We start from the raw sequence: 15,619 nt of genomic DNA on the forward strand, positions 1-15,619 counted from the left end.
TTCCTTTCCCCTTGATTAATTAGTTGATTTTGTATTCAGTGGTTTTAAATTCGATTCAATATCTTTTCTTTTTGATTCTAAAAATGGCGGCAGGGCAAGGTTCTCACCTAGGTGCTGCTCTGCTTCATCAACTGCAAATCCAGGTCCATCAGTAGCTAGTTCAAATAATATTCCATTCGGCTCCCTAAAATAAAGTGAACGAAAATAAAAGCGGTCCACATATCCAGAGTTCACGAATTTTGATTCACTAATTTTTTCTATCCATTTTCTAAGTTCTTCTTCATTATCCACCCGAAAGGCAACATGGTGTACTCCACCCCTCCCCAACCTTTCCCGAGGAATGTCATTCCTTTCTTCAATATGAAGTTCCGCTCCTGTTCCTCCCTCACCTGTCTCATAAACGACAATTGGATTTTGCCCCCTAATTGCAGATGGGTATGTGCCTGTTTTCCTGAACCCCAATACCTCGGAGAGAACACTTTCTGTTAGTTCAATATTAGGTACAGTAAGTTTTACCGGTCCTAATCCAAGGATGGAAAACTCTTGCGGTACCGGGCTTCCATCCCATGGTGATCCCCCTTGAACACCGTTATTATCCTGATCGGAAACCAGAAGTAGCCTCTGCCCTTCAGGATCTTTAAAAGAAAGCACCTTCCTTTCAAAGCGGTTCGATATTTCATCATGCTCAACATTGAATTCCACAAACCGTTTTTTCCAATATCCTAGAGCTTCATCATCTCTCACCCTTAAAGAAATTTCAGAAATGCTATTGTTTCCCTCATGAGTGCGGGCAGCATTGGGAATTTCAAAAAACGTCAATTCCGTACCCGGAGAACCAATTTGATCTCCATAAAATAAGTGATACACACGAACATCATCTTGATTCACCGTTTTTTTGATTAATCGCATCCCTAAGACTTTTGTGTAGAAATCAAAGTTATTTCCCGCTTTAGCTGTAATCGCCGAAACATGATGTAATCCTTTTAATTCCATCCGTACCACTCCTATCTTTTCTTTATAAATCTCCCCTTAAGGAGAGGAATTAATCCGTAAACAATATCTCGAAATCGAGATATTTAACTAAACATATAATACTTTTAATACAAATATCTTGATTTAAAGATAAATGATAACGATAAATTTGTCAACCATTTTCAGACAAATAATTTCACCCGTATTCACTTTTCATAAAATAATAAAATCAGGTCAAAATAAGTCGGTATAATGAATGGAGGTATGATGTATGGCTAAAGACTTTTTTAGCGCAATTGAAGATAGACGCTCTTATTATTCCCTTAGCAAGGAACATGTTGTCCCTAATAAAAGGATTAAAGAAGTTATCGATCATGCCGTTCAATATTCCCCTTCCGCTTTCAATTCCCAAAGTGCAAGAGTGATTGTTTTAACTGGTCAAAGCCACGACCAATTATGGGATATCACGAAAAACAAATTAAGAAAAGCTGTCGGTGACAAAGATTTCGAAAAAACGGAAGAAAAAATGAAGTCATTTATAAATGGTTATGGTACGGTTTTATTCTTTGAAGACCAGGCCATTATAACAAGGCTTCAAGAACAATTCAAAACGTATGCCGTAAACTTTCCGATTTGGTCGAACCAATCGTCTGCCATTTTACAATTTGTCGTATGGACTTCCTTGGAAATTGAGGGGTTTGGTGCAAGCCTTCAGCATTATAATCCTTTAATCGATGACGAAGTGAGAAAGACATGGGATATATCACGCGATTGGAAACTCATCGCTCAGATGCCCTTTGGAAAACCCACTGCAGAGCCTGGCGATAAAGACTTCTCACCACTAGAAGAACGAGTGAAATATTATGAATGAGACAATAGGGGCTGGCTCAAAATACCAAGCCAGCCCTTTCATTTATTTCACTTTAGTAATCCGGAAATGTTGCAAAAAATCTTGAAAATATAAATGCCGCAAAGCCTATATATTCTACAACCGGCATGATTTTGATTTCCTCACTGGCGTTAAACATGTACATTTCACTTCCCCCCACTAACCTATTGAATTGGTGAAGAACGCCCAGGTAGCCATTCCTTCAAATAATATGGAAGTTCACCGGAATATTGTTTAGCAGCATGTCCACTTTCCAGTAGGCTATATGTCTTATCCTTACATGTTAAATGCTCCATTACCGGATAAATCATTTCCTGTGGGACCAATCGATCATACTTACTTGCAATGACCAAAACACTAGCATTAATTTTCGATAGCTTCGCTTTTTTCCCCCTTACCTCAAAACCACCATTAACCAAGCGATTTTTTATCAAGAGGTCTTTGGTTATTTGTTTGGCAGCTGCGCCGGATAGAGGCACATGCCCATTTGCCCACGCATTGAAGCGGCGCCAATTCTTAACGTATTCCTCATCATCCGCTTGATTCAATAACGATAAATACGGTGATATATAGATAGGTGATGTAATTAAACGGATTCCATATTTAACAGCACTGGCTGGAATCGTTTGATAAATATCTATTGTCTCGTCAAAATCCGCTGTTCCTTCTTTTAACGCTTCCTGCCATTGATCAAAAAATTCCGAGGCACTGAAATCCACCGGGGTCACGGAAAGTATCAAATTCTTGATGGGCTCGTCTGCAATGGCAGCATATATTGCGGCTATTGTACCTCCGAGGCAAAACCCCATGACTGTAATTTCTGATGCTCCAGAGTGACGTAATGCACGCTGCACTCCTTTTTGAATATAATCGACGATATAATCTTCGATCGATATGTCACCATCTTCAAAGCCCGGGCTTCCAAAATCAAGCAAATACACATCAAAACCTTCATTTACAAAAGATTCTATTAAACTATTCCCCGGAGATAAATCAAGAATCAAAGGAGTATTTATTAGTGAATATATAAGAAAAACCGGTACATCATATTTTTTTTGTGCTGAGGGATAAAACCAAAGCGTTGATTTGTTTTTTTTCCACACCGCTATTTTAGGAGTCAGTCCCATTTCAGGCATTGGCTGATTGGGAATATCCAATAAATGTTGCCATTTAGTTTTGGGTTCAGATTGATTTTTGGGCACTTTCCGCTTAGCCATTTGAATTCTCCTGACCAACTGAATTGAACTCAGGCAGCTGTGAGCTAAACAATAAGGAGTTATTTATAAAATCAGATAACCTTTTTTTACTCCCTTCCATTTCATTGGATGCCAATCTTGATTTCTTTTTGATGCTGCGGGATGAATTTGCATTGCCTTTATTGCGAATTGAAGAATTACCCCCGACATTCCCTCCCCTATTCTCAACAAGTATAGAGACCAATTCTTCCAACCCATCAATTTTTTCTTCGAGTTGGATAACTAATTTCGCTAAACTCGCCACATCTTTTTTTGTTGGATAATTCATGATGATGGACATTCTTTCTGAGGCTTCCTGAAGACTATTTATTCTTGGTACCTGCATTTGCGCATTATTGCTCACTCTTTCGATTAATTCGCGATTATTCAGCAGATTTTGAATTTTACTATTCAGCTGTTGCTCTTTTTGTGTGCCCAGTAATTTAAGCCCTTTATAAAAATTGGATTTTTCCGCCATATATTTCTTCCTTCCTTTCTCCTCCGTTTATACTAATGCTGATATTCCACCGTCAATGATCAAAATATGACCCACCATATAGTCAGAAGCCTGTGAGGCTAAAAAAACGGCGGCACCCTTTAAATCATCTTCATCGCCAAACCTGCCAGCCGGAGTTTTACCTAATATGTCATAGTTAGACTTTTCAAGAATTTTCTTTGTGATTTTAGTCGGGAAAAATCCAGGTGCAATTGCATTGACTTGAATGCCGTATCTAGCAAGTTTAACTCCTAAATCCTTGGTCATTGTAATGATGGCACCCTTACTGGTGTTATAAGCTATCGTATCCAAAAGCTCAGGAAACGTCCCGCCAAGACCTGACACCGATGCAATATTTATGATTTTTCCGGAATTTTGCTGCTTCATGACCTTCGCTACAGCCTGTGAAAACAGGAATGTACCTGTAACGTTAACATTCAATACTTTTTCCCACTTGTCCTTGGGAAGATCCAAAAGCGGACCTGACCAAGACGTACCGCTATTATTGACAAGAATATCAATCGTGCCGAATTGAGCAACCGTTTCCTGAACGACATGGTCAATGGCGCTCACATCGGTGATATCACATTCAAAGGCAACGGCATTAACACCCATCGATTGCAAGTCTTCACATACCTCCTTACATACAGGCAGATTTCGTGAAGCAATGACTATATTTGCGCCAGCCTCTCCCAACGCCATGGCGATCTGTTTGCCCAGTCCTCTGCCGCCGCCGGTAATGATAGCCGTTTTATTAGTCAAATCGAACATATTACTCAATGTAGTCAACTTTTCAGCCCTTCCTTAATGAAGTATTATTTATATAAAACCGTCTATATCATTATAGGAAGGCCTATCCAATATTGTGCTTAAAATAGCCTGATGCCTCTGCCTTTGTTTCATCAACAGTATCCTTTATATCAATAATACCTATCCTTTCGACCGCTACGGTCGGCTTTGAATTGGCATACTGAAAAACTTAATTCGACCCACTGCTGTTATGATTAATCCCCCGAGTGAGCAAAATCGAATACTTAACCTGTTTAATCGTTTACACTATAGAAATGGTAAGGAGGTTAAAAAAATGACGATACATCACTTTCATTTAACTGCAGAGTGGCCAGGCGGCAGAAATGATATCGGCACAATTCATTCAGGGAATCTACTAACACAGATAAGTATTCCTACTGAAATGGAGGGACCAGGTATCGGCACTAATCCCGATGAAATGCTGCTTGGGGCGGCATCGACCTGCTATATCATTACCTATGCTGCCATGTTAGAGCGAGCCCATATAGAAAAGGTGAGCTTGACCATGCAATCCGAAGCGTTAGTGGATGTTACGAATGGAGTATTCACCTACAAGAAAATCATTCATCGCCCTAAACTTATATTAGTACTGGGCACTTCAGAAAAAGTGGTTGAAAAAGCGAGGAAACTTGCTGAAAAAGCTGAAGCTTCATGTATGATTTCCAGGGCGATCAAAGGGAATGTAGCGGTGGAATTGAATGCGGCAATTTCCATAGCACAGTAGCCTTGAACAAAAAAAGTGCCTAACCCTATATCGGTTTAGGCACTTTTTGAACTATTGAATGGCGTTCATTTTATTTTCAACCTCGCGGCACACTTCATCAGCAGTTAAACCATTTGCCTCAATGATAGACGCTTTTAATGAAGTATCGCTTATACCCATTACATTACTATCCAAACCTGTTACCACACAACAATCCACGTTATTTGCGTCAGCTTCTTGTTTAATCTCCACAACATCAAAACCTTTTTCACGAAGTGCTTCCTGAATATTCGTTAATGATTCTTCAACACCGATTTTTGACATCAACACACACCTCCTCTACCTTCTAACCTGTCCTTTTCACCTTAAATATATGTATAGGATGCAAAGGAAAAAGGGAAAGTAATATCGAGGTGATAAACATGAATGGAAAAAACAAAAAAGATGCTTCTCAAACCCGTTTAGGGTCTTCTCAGGTAGAGGGGCAAGGCACCACTACGAAAGAAACCGGGTCCTTCACTCAACCCTCTTCACTTAAAAAGCAAAAGCGTTCTTGATAAGAATGCAGTGGAAAACGCTTGGCGGATAAACCAAGCGTTTTTTTTGCGTATCATGAAGACGGAATTCCATGACAATCGGGCTTCCCTTATATATTTTGCTTTATGATTTCCCGTTGAATCTTTAGATCATTCAATCGATCACTATCAATTGTTTTTGGATCCATTTTTGCTTTATCGGCTCCAGCCGGGTTTAAATCACTTGCCCTTAAATTATTATTGCGAGCAGCTTGCTCGTTCCATTTGGTCATAATGATCTCCTCCTCAGTCCTTATCCTTCCCAATCCTAATAATATTCATGAATACACCCCATCCTTTATTGCCAAGATACAAATGGAGGTGGTTTAATTGGAACCAAACAGACCCGGCAATAAGAATGTACCGGATTTTAAAGAGTTGAACGACCGTATCATCAGAGAAGCATCACAGAGTCCCCGTTTAGTGATTAAAACAAATTTGGACGCAAAGAATGTAAAAGATGAGAACCCTTATTCCGATCGAATTAACAGTGAAGGATTTGCTGATTTTTTTGAGGAATAAGATTAAACCGGCTTGGCAGCCTCAATTTTACGAACCAAATGGTTCGAAGGTAAGGGCCGTAAGGGTTCTATATAAAAGTTAGAACAAAGTTGATTGGAGAGCGGGTGTACGAGACTCTTGCGGGAAAAGCGAGTGCCTGGAGTGGAAATCATGCTCAAATTGCACAAACCCTAATAAAAACTGTAGACAATCTCGATTTACATCGAATTTGTCTACAGTCTAAAACCGGCTTAATAAGCTGGTTAATTTTAAAAATATTTTTTCTTCCAAAAAATGAATGCCGTCGTCCCCGCCAATGTTATGGCAATTAATAATGTAAATATGAATGCAAACCGATTATGTTCAAACGGCAGTTCCACATTCATTCCGTAAAAACTTGCCACCATCGTCGGAAGCGTCAAAATAATGGTCACGGAGGTTAGAAACTTCATCGCATTATTGACATTATTGGAAATGATTGAAGCGAATGCATCCATCATACCGCTAAGAATGGATAGATACACTTCTGCCATTTCAATTGCCTGAGCATTTTCGATAATTACATCCTCAAGCAATTCTTTATCTTCTTCATACATTTTCAAATAATTAAAACGGAGGATCTTATCAAGTACTACGCGATTGGATTTTAATGATGTCGTAAAATAAACCAAGCTTTTTTCCAAAGCCAGGAAAGTGTATAATTCTTTATTTTTCATGGACTGATGCAATTCACGTTCCGCTTCATTAGTCATCTTGTTAATCTGTTTCAGGTAACGTAAATAATAGGATGAAATCTCAAATAGTAATTGTAAGGCAAACCTTGTTTTCTTATTGGTGAAAAAGCCTTTTATCTTATTGTTTTTGAAATTCGCCAATATCGGTGTTTCTTTCAAAGATACCGTAATGAAACAGTCTTTGGTAAAAATCATCCCTATAGGTATTGTTTCAAAAATCGGTAAGTCGGCTTCGTCCCTTGTCAAATATGGGAAGTCGACAATAATTAAAACATTATCATCCTCTTTTTCAATTCGAGGCCTTTCCTCATCATCCAACGGATCTTTCATGAAATTGATCGGTAACTTCAAAGTCGTGCATATATAATCTATTTCAGATTCTGTGGGCGCGACAATGTTCACCCAGGAACCTTTTGTCATTTCCTCGATCTTGTTTAGGTGTCGGTTTTCATCCGTCTTGTAGATTTCAATCATTTCTTGACCTCCTCTTCTATAGAGAAAGCCTTATTTACCTTCTTCGAGCAGATACTCAGGGAGAATAACAGTCTCGACTTCTAGCATCATATTGGCTTCCTCTTGCTTTCTGGGTTCAGGATCATAAGAACTGCTGCTCACTCGTATCCACTTCCTTTCGATTCTTTAATCTTAATCCTTATTCTTTTAAAGCACAATAACGAATTTAATACCTTGGTTCCCTGTTTTAAATTCGCAATTAGTTATCAGTTTTTAAAGGTTGGAAAATATAATAAAAACTATCACAAAAAAAACGCTTAGGTCTCCCCAAGCGTCTGATAATTTTATCCATGCTTAGCATTATTATAATAGTGAACACCATACATGGCGCCTTCATCCACCATTTTATTGTCGTCATGATCATATGGATCAGGGTGACCTGCCTTTTCAATTACAGGATCTAGCTCAGAAGCCGTCCTATTCCAAAAGCCTAATGTTTTTGCTTTTGCATTGGACCATATGTCCTTCACTTTTCCTCTGTTCGTTTTATTCGATAAAAATGAGACTCCGGCAACTCCGACTCCTAGTAATACCACGTTTCTTCCTAATGCCATCATTACCTTCCCCCTTATTTATTGGCTTGCTATATATATACCCAACGCCAATAAATGTAAACCTTTATTTATATGGAGGAATTTGATAAAAGAAATTAGGTTTCATTATTTCATTATTATATGGCTGATGAAAAACGTGGGTTGTGGCTGGAGAAACAGGCGGAATTAACCAGGTCCAGTCCCCCGTAACTTTCCGGTTACAAGTGGTTTCTTTTTCTTCGAATTTCTTGAATTGTTTAGCTGCTGTATGGTGATCAACAATGCTGACTCCGTGTTTTTTATACGAATAAAGGACTGCTTCATTCAGTTCGATAAGGGCTCGATCTTTCCATAAACTTGAATCACGTTTAATATCCAAGCCCATCCTCTCCCCGATTACCGGTAGCATATTGTAGCGTTCTTCATCAGCAAGGTTCCTGGCACCGATTTCCGTTCCCATGTACCACCCATTAAATGGTGCAGCTGAATACGTAATACCGCCAATTTCCAGCCTCATTCCAGATATGATTGGAACTGCATACCATTTGATTTGAAGATCTTTGAACCATGTCAGTTCAGGGTGGGTGATTTGAACTTCTTTAACGAGGCTTTCAGGTATGACATGTAAACTAGGGGTTTTTCCGTCCAATTGGACTACAAGGGGTAAAATATCGAAACGTCCGAATTTCCCTTCCCATCCCATTGCCATACATTGCTTGGTGAATGCTATTGAACTTGAATCGCCGATTACGCCATGCTCCGTCTCATATCCTGCATATCGAATAAGCTGATGATTCCAAATATCCACTTTTTGATCATGATCTTTTTGTTTGAAAATTGTAATCACAGGTCTGATGCTCCCATTATTCGTTGCATATTCGATATGCTCAAAGAGTGCCGATACAATTTCTTCTTCGCTTTGAATCATCCTTTTATCAATCACCCTCAGCGACTCCCAAAAAAAGCGCCCTATGCAACGATTGCTATTACGCCAAGCTAATTTAGCACCATAAACCAATTCTTCATATGTATGTTCATATCTGCCTGTTTCATCTATTTCCTTTTTGATTTGTTTAATCCTGCCATCCATGTCCTCTTCCGTTTTCGATATTTCCGGATAACTTGTCCTGATAAAGGATACGGCCTCTTGCAGTAAATCACTCATCTTTCCCACGAACCCTTCCATTTGTAAAACTTTGACTTCAATATTAAAATAACATATTTTTCTCGGTATCCCTAAAGAACACATTTTTTAAAAGCGCATTTTTTTAAAATGTGGCAATTATGAGGCGAATTTCTTTTCATGATACTTAAAGTAAGCTCATAATTTTCTTATACTTTAACATCTCTAGTAACTAAATAATTATCGGTAAAGTTGTTACATATGAGGTAAATGCATTATAATATATTAATAATGAGGTGATAAGATGAATAATACGACACTTTGTCCACGATTTGAAAAAGGAATGCAAATCTTGAGTAAACGCTGGACTGGATTGATTGTCAATCAATTACTTAATGGCCCTCAACGGTTTTGTAATATTGAATCTGCATTCCCGATAAGCGGCAGGATTCTTTCCGAACGTTTAAAGGACTTGGAAATTGAAGGTATTGTTAAAAGGGATGTATATCCAGAGACACCGGTCAGGATTGAATATTCTTTAACTGAAAAAGGCAAGGCTCTTGCACCGGTAATGAACGAAATTCAAAATTGGGCACAAGAATGGCTCGAACCAATACAGGAACAATGATACAGGCATTAACTGAAAAGGAGGAAGGTCCGCCAGCTGGCGGACTTCCTCCTTTTTTGTTTAGGCGCCAGCGACTAGTGGTATATTTTTTACAGATAGAATAACACTAGGTTTATTCCAAAATTATGGGCGGTGAATTCATGAAACAAGCAGATTGCATTATTATTGGTGGAGGTATAGCCGGTATTCAGGCTGCTATACAGCTCGGAAGATATAAACATAATATTATCGTCATTGATTCTTCTCAAGGCCGCTCCTCCATTGCCAAGGCTTACCATAACATTCTTGGATGGCCGGATGGGGTAAGCGGTAAACAATTAAGGACGCTTGGCAGACAGCACGCTGAAAAATTCGGTGTCGAATTCTTGGATGATACAGTGACAGCTCTAGAAAAAAAACAGGACAAGTTTTTTATCCAAACAAAGAATGACAGGCAATATCAAGCAAAAATGATTTTTCTCGGTACCGGCATTACCGATAACATTCCTCCAATCAAAAACATCTATCAAACTCTTGGGACATCCACATATATATGCCCTGACTGTGATGGGTATGAGATCATGGATAAGAAAACCGTTGTTCTTGGAGGCGGAAATACGGGTGCTGGCATGGCCCTTACACTTTTATATTGGTCAAAGGATATCATTTACGTAAATCATTTGAAATCAAAAATTGATGATGATTATAAGGAAAAATTGAAGGAAAATCAGGTTCCCGTAATCGAAGAAGAAGTTTGTGAGGTTCATGTCGACGACAAACAGCAGCTAACGGGCATACAATTGGTCTCCGGTAAAATAATCGAGGCTGAAAAAGCATTCACGGCGTTTAAAGGGAACAAACTAAATAATGACCTAGCCCTACAATTAGGTGTGCAAGTCAATGAAAACAAACATGTCTTGATTCATCCCCGGACTAAAGAAACGAATATTAAAGGAGTCTGGGCAGGCGGTGACCTCGTTGCCCATTCAGAACAAGTCACCATTTCAATGGGGGATGGCACCCAAGCAGCGATATGGATTCATAAGAGGCTGTTAGGCCAGCCACTTCCTTACGATTGACAGCATAACGGAAAATTAAAAGGCGCCTGCTCACCAGGCCGCCTTTCAATTTGTTGTTTTAAACTTTTCCACGTTAGCCTTTAATACATATCTACACTCGATTCCTTCCCTTAAAAACTTTAACCAAAATGAGAATGACCGCGATGATAAGCAAGATATGTATAAATCCTGCAGCCACTTTAAAGACTAGACCAAGAACCCATAATAATATTATTACACCAATAATCGTCCAGATCATAATCCCCCCCTTTCTTCGAAGTTACATCAAAATTTTGTGCTTACATTTAAATTACCCATATCTTTCTTTAACAAACCCTTACCTATTTTTTTACATAAAACTGTAAATGCTGTAAATGATAATAAAGGAATAAGGAATCTTCCATAAAGAAAAACATTTACAAGGAAGAAACTTTCAGGTTTTAAATGCTCTACAATTCTTCATAAGGCAAAAAAACAAAAGAAGGAGTCGTTCATTCATGAAAAAGTTTTTAGTCATCTGTTTAACAGCCTGTTCCCTATTCTTAGTCAACCTGAATCACCCAGCTGCAGAGGAAAATAAAGCAAAAACGGAACTTGTACAATTCACTGATGCTCAAAAATCTGAAATCGCCAAGATTCAAAAGCAGATACTCGCTGACAAAAAGATATTGATCCAAAAATATGTTGAGTATGGCGCGCTATCAAAAGAAGAAGCCGATAAAATGGTTTCACATTTTGAACAACATTATAAAATGATGGAAGAACATAATTTCCAAATACCGCCGCACCGCCCACATACAAGACACATGCATAAGTAATTGTAAGTTTTTCGCCTATATATCCAGATGATCCGACCTGACGAAAAGGCCGGATTTTTTTCATTTCTTTCGTCCTTGATAAATAAACCTTACGCGTTTACCATTTACTAAAGGATTTATATTTCTCTTTAGCGAAATACATAACTATGAGAAATGAAAGGGTGAAAAGGATGAACAAAATAGGTATAACAGCAAGAGACTTATTTCACTTGAAATCAGTGACCGATCCTAAGCTATCACCGGATGGCAGTATGGCGGTTTATGTCCAAACCAGAATCGATGAAAAAACGGAAAAATACATTTCCAATCTGTTTATGTTCAGCCTGATTACGAATGAAACAAAGCAATGGACGTTTGGGGATAATCGCGATACATCACCAGCCTGGTCCCCCGACGGCAAGCATATCGCCTTTATATCAGACAGATCAGGGAAAAAACAAGTCTACATTATTGGGAGCATTGGTGGGGAAGCTCGCCAGTTGACCCATTTCGTTAACGGCGCATCAAAACCTATTTGGTCTCCTTGTTCCACCAAGTTACTGCTTTCTACCGGGTTAAAGGAAGACGAAAACCTTAATACGGATAAGGAAAATGATTTGACCAAAAAAGTTAATAGGTATGACCGGATTAAGTATAAATGGGATGGAAGAGGCTATTTTGATCAGTTATATCAGCAGCTAGTTATAGTGGACATTTTTAAGGGAGAATCCACACTGCTAACGGAAAACAATGTGGATCATCAACCGAATGCATGGTCCCCAGACGGACAGCATATTGCATTCATAAGCGGGGATGCAGAAAGAAGTGATGATGAACTTTTTTCCGATATTTTCATCATGGACCTTGAAACGAAATTTTTAGAGAAGATAACGGATAGTACAGGTTTCTTTAGAGATCCGAAATGGTCTCCAAATGGCGAGCATCTATCTTTCATTGGCCATAATAAAGAATTTGCCGGTGCCACCTTTTCAAATATCTGGTTATATTCCATTTTCGATCAAACGACTCAATGTTTGACCGATGGATGGGACGTCCAAATAGGCGATTCCGCAATTGGGGATTTCCAAATCGGAGCCGTCGACCCAGGTATATTGTGGACAAACGATAGCCAAGGTTTTTACTTTTTAATAAGTGATTATGGAAATACCGGGGTATATTATGGTTCGATTGAAGGAGCCATGTATCCATCAATCCTTGACCCGCAGCATATATACGGCCTGACTATAGATCCCGAAAGCCACCGTGCCGTCGTGGCCATCAGCACACCTGTTCATCCCGGCGATCTCTTTGCTTATAACCTTACCAATGGCGATAAGGAACAAATCAGTTTTGTTAATGAGGATTTTTTGAAGGATAAACATTTGTCCACGGCTGAACCAATAACATTCCAATCCGTTGATGGACTTACCATCCACGGCTGGATCATGAGACCGACCGATTTTGATGGTAATCAAAAATATCCGCTCATTTTAGAAATCCACGGCGGACCGCATATGATGTATGCCAATACCTATGTTCATGAATTCCAGACCTTGGCTAATGAAGGGTATACTGTATTGTTCACTAACCCGCGCGGGAGTGTAGGATATGGCCAAGACTTCGTAAATGCCTGCCGGGGCGATTATGGAGGCATGGATTATAAAGACTTAATGGCTGGAGTTGATCACGTTTTAGCTACGTATGATTTTATAGACCATGAAAATTTAGGGGTATCCGGAGGAAGTTATGGAGGGTTCATGACAAATTGGATCATCGGACATACCAACCGCTTCAAGGCCGCTGTGACTCAGCGTTGCATAAGTAACTGGCTAAGTTTTTATGGCGTCAGTGACATTGGCTATTATTTTACAGAGTGGGAAGTTGGCGGCGATATCGTTAACTCTGCTGAAAAATTATGGCAGCACTCGCCATTAAAATATGTCTCCAATGTGAATACCCCTTTACTTTTACTTCACGGTGATAAGGACTTCCGCTGTCCCATTGAACAGAGCGAGCAATTTTTTGTCGCCTTAAAACGTCAAAATAAAGAAGCGGTACTTGTTTCTTTCCCAGATGAAACTCATGAAGTATCCCGAAGCGGATCTCCAAAAATGCGCTTGCAACATGTTGAGGAAATCAAAGGATGGTTCAATAAATATCTTTAAAAATAAAAACTCTGTTAGCAAAAGCTAACAGAGTTTTTATTTTTAGTGTTGAATTTGGTCTCTGTCTTCGGAAATTGAACTTAAAGCATTTCCCGCCATTGAATTTGTCTGTTGGTGTACAGCAAGATCACCTAATGCCACGACTCCGACCAGCTTGTCATTCTCAATGATAGGGAGCCTTCTGATTTGTTCGGTAGCCATTAACTCCTCAGCTTCCTCCACTGACATATCAGGCGTGCCTGTTACAAGATTGGTGGTAATGACATCGGTAATTCTAGTCGAATTCGGCTTTTTCTCGGCAACACAGCGAATGACAATATCCCTGTCTGTTATAACACCAATTAAATGGTTATTCTCCAATACAGGAATGACACCAACATCATCATTCTTCATTTTGACTGCTGCTTCATATATATTATCTTCCGCAGTGCAACAGTCCACGTCTGTTGTCATGATATCTCTTAAATTAGTCACGGAAATCCCTCCATTTTTCATAAGTTGCTTGTTTATTTTTGACTTCTGAAGAGAAATTATTCATGGAACTCGTTCACGCTTCATTCCACATATTTCCCGTGATCCGGTTTAGCTAATGAATCGAATTCCTTTGCAAGCTTCGCTAAACCCATTTCCAGTTCTTTCCCTTCTACAGGATAACCATGTCCCGTTATGGCAACAGTCGGCTTCAGACTTTCCAATAACCTTACCGATTCCTTGGCAGCCTCCCAATCGGTTGTCAAATACCGCGGCGGGCCTGCTATTTCTTTCTCCTGAGTGATAACCTTGTATAGGGAATCTTGCCTGACATTCACAAAAGCATCTCCTGCAATCAAACTTCGGTCACTTTCACGGAAAAGTGATATATGTCCTTTCGAATGGCCAGGGGTGTGAACCCATTTCCAATCGTGAAGCCCGGGAACACTATGATCATCAGGCAATGGCTGAACTTTTTCATCAAGGTTGATTCCCTCATTCGGAAATACCCATGAAATTTTAGCGACCATCCCCCCTTCAACAGTAGGATCAGGTTCGGGGTAATTTTCCTGTCCCGTTAAATAAGGCATTTCTTTAATGTGGGCATAGACAGGAGCATTCCAATACTCCATTAACTCAATCAATGCACCAACATGATCGAAATGCCCATGTGTCAAAATAATCGCGGCAGGTGGATTTTGCGGTCCGTATATTTCTTCAGCAGTTTTCTTTATTACCTCTGCTGAACGCGGCATGCCTGCATCTATCAATACCCATTCATCATCTTTGGGTGACCCTATAAAAATTACATTAACGATTTGGACGGACAGACAATAAATATCCTCAGTTATTATCTGTACATCTCCACTGGAAACTGAAGTCATTGGCATGAATTTTTTATTCAAATGATTATCATCCATTTATAATCCTCCTAATTTGAACATGTTTTTTAAAGGATACCCTGTACGAGAAAATAAAAAACAACCTATAATTTATATAGGCTGTTTCAGACAGTAAGAAAGATTCGACAGCGAGTTTGCCTACAGTTCTTTAAAAAAGTTGCAGATGACTTTTTTCGACAGTCAAGGCACCTTTTTTCGACCGAACATGCAGTTTTTCGGCCTTCACCACACTTTATTCGACCGTCCACTCAGTTATTCGACCTTCCCCGCACTTTATTCGACCGTCCACGCAAGTTATTCAAACTTCACCGCACTTTATTCGACCGTCCACGCAAGTTATTCGACCTTCCCTGCACTTTATTCGACCGTCCACGAATTTTTTCGACCTTCACTTCATTATTCGGACTCTGGAGCTGTTATTTTGCGGTCCCCGCTTTAAATCCGCTCCCTTTCCGCCGACTGTGTTCCAAGAATCTATAGGGGTCTCGGCTAGCCAGTTAAACCGAGTCTTCTTTTATAATCATGTTCGGGGTGC

At 39.5% G+C, this 15,619-nt stretch carries 20 protein-coding genes; 8 read left to right on the forward strand and 12 right to left on the reverse strand.

Annotated features, from left to right (window positions below):
- Positions 1 to 15: 15 nt before the first annotated feature.
- Positions 16 to 993, reverse strand: coding sequence for a ring-cleaving dioxygenase (locus ACWF5P_RS18470; protein ID WP_230175817.1), 978 nt, complete (start codon positions 991 to 993; stop codon positions 16 to 18).
- 250 nt (positions 994 to 1,243) lie between these two features.
- Between ACWF5P_RS18470 and ACWF5P_RS18475 the strand changes: the two genes are divergently transcribed.
- Positions 1,244 to 1,843, forward strand: coding sequence for a nitroreductase family protein (locus ACWF5P_RS18475; RefSeq protein ID WP_452445141.1), 600 nt, complete (start codon positions 1,244 to 1,246; stop codon positions 1,841 to 1,843).
- A 182-nt stretch (positions 1,844 to 2,025) separates the two neighbouring features.
- Here ACWF5P_RS18475 and ACWF5P_RS18480 read toward each other — a convergent pair whose 3' ends face one another.
- The 3 genes from ACWF5P_RS18480 to ACWF5P_RS18490 are packed head-to-tail and all read right to left on the reverse strand — an operon-like array spanning position 2,026 to position 4,363.
- Positions 2,026 to 3,078 (reverse strand): alpha/beta fold hydrolase, encoded by a 1,053-nt coding sequence (locus tag ACWF5P_RS18480; RefSeq protein ID WP_452445142.1) that lies wholly within the window; start codon positions 3,076 to 3,078, stop codon positions 2,026 to 2,028.
- Positions 3,071 to 3,574 (reverse strand): hypothetical protein, encoded by a 504-nt coding sequence (locus tag ACWF5P_RS18485; RefSeq protein ID WP_452445143.1) that lies wholly within the window; start codon positions 3,572 to 3,574, stop codon positions 3,071 to 3,073. Before ACWF5P_RS18485 ends, ACWF5P_RS18480 begins: the two co-directional genes overlap by 8 nt.
- A 27-nt stretch (positions 3,575 to 3,601) precedes the next feature.
- Positions 3,602 to 4,363 (reverse strand): SDR family oxidoreductase, encoded by a 762-nt coding sequence (locus tag ACWF5P_RS18490; protein WP_106027420.1) that lies wholly within the window; start codon positions 4,361 to 4,363, stop codon positions 3,602 to 3,604.
- 313 nt (positions 4,364 to 4,676) lie between these two features.
- On the opposite strand from ACWF5P_RS18490, the gene ACWF5P_RS18495 reads away from it, so the two are divergent.
- Positions 4,677 to 5,126: an OsmC family protein gene (locus ACWF5P_RS18495; RefSeq protein ID WP_452445144.1), complete on the forward strand. Its 450-nt coding sequence runs from the start codon at positions 4,677 to 4,679 to the stop codon at positions 5,124 to 5,126.
- A gap of 51 nt (positions 5,127 to 5,177) precedes the next feature.
- Here the strand turns inward: ACWF5P_RS18495 and ACWF5P_RS18500 are convergent, their stop codons facing one another.
- Entirely contained in the window at positions 5,178 to 5,429 is a 252-nt protein-coding gene (locus tag ACWF5P_RS18500; RefSeq protein WP_434167089.1) for a YkuS family protein, read from the reverse strand.
- A 98-nt stretch (positions 5,430 to 5,527) separates the two neighbouring features.
- Between ACWF5P_RS18500 and ACWF5P_RS18505 the strand changes: the two genes are divergently transcribed.
- Complete coding sequence (locus ACWF5P_RS18505) at positions 5,528 to 5,662, forward strand: YuzL family protein (RefSeq protein ID WP_101225105.1); 135 nt, start codon at positions 5,528 to 5,530, stop codon at positions 5,660 to 5,662.
- Positions 5,663 to 5,751: 89 nt separating this feature from the next.
- Here the strand turns inward: ACWF5P_RS18505 and ACWF5P_RS18510 are convergent, their stop codons facing one another.
- Positions 5,752 to 5,913, reverse strand: a complete 162-nt coding sequence (locus ACWF5P_RS18510) for a hypothetical protein (RefSeq protein ID WP_452445145.1) — start codon at positions 5,911 to 5,913, stop codon at positions 5,752 to 5,754.
- A 97-nt stretch (positions 5,914 to 6,010) separates the two neighbouring features.
- Between ACWF5P_RS18510 and ACWF5P_RS18515 the strand changes: the two genes are divergently transcribed.
- Positions 6,011 to 6,202, forward strand: coding sequence for a hypothetical protein (locus ACWF5P_RS18515; protein ID WP_101225106.1), 192 nt, complete (start codon positions 6,011 to 6,013; stop codon positions 6,200 to 6,202).
- Between the two features lie 248 nt (positions 6,203 to 6,450).
- On the opposite strand, the gene ACWF5P_RS18520 is transcribed toward ACWF5P_RS18515, so the two are convergent.
- From ACWF5P_RS18520 to ACWF5P_RS18530, 3 genes are all read right to left on the reverse strand, one after another.
- Complete coding sequence (locus tag ACWF5P_RS18520; RefSeq protein ID WP_101225107.1) at positions 6,451 to 7,389, reverse strand: magnesium transporter CorA family protein; 939 nt, start codon at positions 7,387 to 7,389, stop codon at positions 6,451 to 6,453.
- 323 nt (positions 7,390 to 7,712) lie between these two features.
- Entirely contained in the window at positions 7,713 to 7,985 is a 273-nt protein-coding gene (locus ACWF5P_RS18525; protein WP_434167091.1) for a hypothetical protein, read from the reverse strand.
- 61 nt (positions 7,986 to 8,046) lie between these two features.
- Positions 8,047 to 9,126 carry a nitric oxide synthase oxygenase gene (locus tag ACWF5P_RS18530; RefSeq protein WP_434167092.1) on the reverse strand — a complete coding sequence of 360 codons (1,080 nt, stop codon included), beginning with the start codon at positions 9,124 to 9,126 and terminating at the stop codon, positions 8,047 to 8,049.
- A 262-nt stretch (positions 9,127 to 9,388) separates the two neighbouring features.
- Between ACWF5P_RS18530 and ACWF5P_RS18535 the strand changes: the two genes are divergently transcribed.
- Positions 9,389 to 9,712, forward strand: coding sequence for a winged helix-turn-helix transcriptional regulator (locus ACWF5P_RS18535; protein WP_101225109.1), 324 nt, complete (start codon positions 9,389 to 9,391; stop codon positions 9,710 to 9,712).
- A 140-nt stretch (positions 9,713 to 9,852) separates the two neighbouring features.
- Positions 9,853 to 10,770 carry an FAD-dependent oxidoreductase gene (locus tag ACWF5P_RS18540; RefSeq protein ID WP_434167093.1) on the forward strand — a complete coding sequence of 306 codons (918 nt, stop codon included), beginning with the start codon at positions 9,853 to 9,855 and terminating at the stop codon, positions 10,768 to 10,770.
- A 91-nt stretch (positions 10,771 to 10,861) separates the two neighbouring features.
- Here the strand turns inward: ACWF5P_RS18540 and ACWF5P_RS18545 are convergent, their stop codons facing one another.
- The gene (locus ACWF5P_RS18545; RefSeq protein WP_157831131.1) at positions 10,862 to 11,008 is read right to left on the reverse strand and encodes a lmo0937 family membrane protein; all 147 of its coding nucleotides are present in this window, start codon (positions 11,006 to 11,008) and stop codon (positions 10,862 to 10,864) included.
- Between the two features lie 238 nt (positions 11,009 to 11,246).
- Between ACWF5P_RS18545 and ACWF5P_RS18550 the strand changes: the two genes are divergently transcribed.
- Both ACWF5P_RS18550 and ACWF5P_RS18555 read left to right on the forward strand, forming a co-directional pair.
- Positions 11,247 to 11,567: a YckD family protein gene (locus tag ACWF5P_RS18550; protein ID WP_434167094.1), complete on the forward strand. Its 321-nt coding sequence runs from the start codon at positions 11,247 to 11,249 to the stop codon at positions 11,565 to 11,567.
- Positions 11,568 to 11,737: 170 nt separating this feature from the next.
- Complete coding sequence (locus ACWF5P_RS18555; protein ID WP_434167095.1) at positions 11,738 to 13,711, forward strand: prolyl oligopeptidase family serine peptidase; 1,974 nt, start codon at positions 11,738 to 11,740, stop codon at positions 13,709 to 13,711.
- A gap of 42 nt (positions 13,712 to 13,753) precedes the next feature.
- On the opposite strand, the gene ACWF5P_RS18560 is transcribed toward ACWF5P_RS18555, so the two are convergent.
- Together ACWF5P_RS18560 and ACWF5P_RS18565 are read right to left on the reverse strand one after the other, a co-directional pair.
- Positions 13,754 to 14,185 carry a CBS domain-containing protein gene (locus ACWF5P_RS18560; protein ID WP_101225112.1) on the reverse strand — a complete coding sequence of 144 codons (432 nt, stop codon included), beginning with the start codon at positions 14,183 to 14,185 and terminating at the stop codon, positions 13,754 to 13,756.
- Between the two features lie 80 nt (positions 14,186 to 14,265).
- A complete protein-coding gene (locus ACWF5P_RS18565) occupies positions 14,266 to 15,102 on the reverse strand; it encodes an MBL fold metallo-hydrolase (RefSeq protein WP_434167096.1) in 837 nt (278 codons plus the stop codon).
- Positions 15,103 to 15,619: the final 517 nt, after the last annotated feature.

The sequence above is a fragment of the Peribacillus sp. NPDC055009 genome, from assembly GCF_053608705.1.

Coding starts and splice junctions, on each gene's coding strand:
- ACWF5P_RS18470 (WP_230175817.1), bottom strand. CDS start 993: ATGGAATTAAAAGGATTACATCATGTTTCGGCGATTACAGCTAAAGCG.
- ACWF5P_RS18475 (WP_452445141.1), top strand. CDS start 1,244: ATGGCTAAAGACTTTTTTAGCGCAATTGAAGATAGACGCTCTTATTAT.
- ACWF5P_RS18480 (WP_452445142.1), bottom strand. CDS start 3,078: ATGGCTAAGCGGAAAGTGCCCAAAAATCAATCTGAACCCAAAACTAAA.
- ACWF5P_RS18485 (WP_452445143.1), bottom strand. CDS start 3,574: ATGGCGGAAAAATCCAATTTTTATAAAGGGCTTAAATTACTGGGCACA.
- ACWF5P_RS18490 (WP_106027420.1), bottom strand. CDS start 4,363: ATGTTCGATTTGACTAATAAAACGGCTATCATTACCGGCGGCGGCAGA.
- ACWF5P_RS18495 (WP_452445144.1), top strand. CDS start 4,677: ATGACGATACATCACTTTCATTTAACTGCAGAGTGGCCAGGCGGCAGA.
- ACWF5P_RS18500 (WP_434167089.1), bottom strand. CDS start 5,429: ATGTCAAAAATCGGTGTTGAAGAATCATTAACGAATATTCAGGAAGCA.
- ACWF5P_RS18505 (WP_101225105.1), top strand. CDS start 5,528: ATGAATGGAAAAAACAAAAAAGATGCTTCTCAAACCCGTTTAGGGTCT.
- ACWF5P_RS18510 (WP_452445145.1), bottom strand. CDS start 5,913: ATGACCAAATGGAACGAGCAAGCTGCTCGCAATAATAATTTAAGGGCA.
- ACWF5P_RS18520 (WP_101225107.1), bottom strand. CDS start 7,389: ATGATTGAAATCTACAAGACGGATGAAAACCGACACCTAAACAAGATC.
- ACWF5P_RS18525 (WP_434167091.1), bottom strand. CDS start 7,985: ATGATGGCATTAGGAAGAAACGTGGTATTACTAGGAGTCGGAGTTGCC.
- ACWF5P_RS18530 (WP_434167092.1), bottom strand. CDS start 9,126: ATGAGTGATTTACTGCAAGAGGCCGTATCCTTTATCAGGACAAGTTAT.
- ACWF5P_RS18535 (WP_101225109.1), top strand. CDS start 9,389: ATGAATAATACGACACTTTGTCCACGATTTGAAAAAGGAATGCAAATC.
- ACWF5P_RS18540 (WP_434167093.1), top strand. CDS start 9,853: ATGAAACAAGCAGATTGCATTATTATTGGTGGAGGTATAGCCGGTATT.
- ACWF5P_RS18545 (WP_157831131.1), bottom strand. CDS start 11,008: ATGATCTGGACGATTATTGGTGTAATAATATTATTATGGGTTCTTGGT.
- ACWF5P_RS18550 (WP_434167094.1), top strand. CDS start 11,247: ATGAAAAAGTTTTTAGTCATCTGTTTAACAGCCTGTTCCCTATTCTTA.
- ACWF5P_RS18555 (WP_434167095.1), top strand. CDS start 11,738: ATGAACAAAATAGGTATAACAGCAAGAGACTTATTTCACTTGAAATCA.
- ACWF5P_RS18565 (WP_434167096.1), bottom strand. CDS start 15,102: ATGGATGATAATCATTTGAATAAAAAATTCATGCCAATGACTTCAGTT.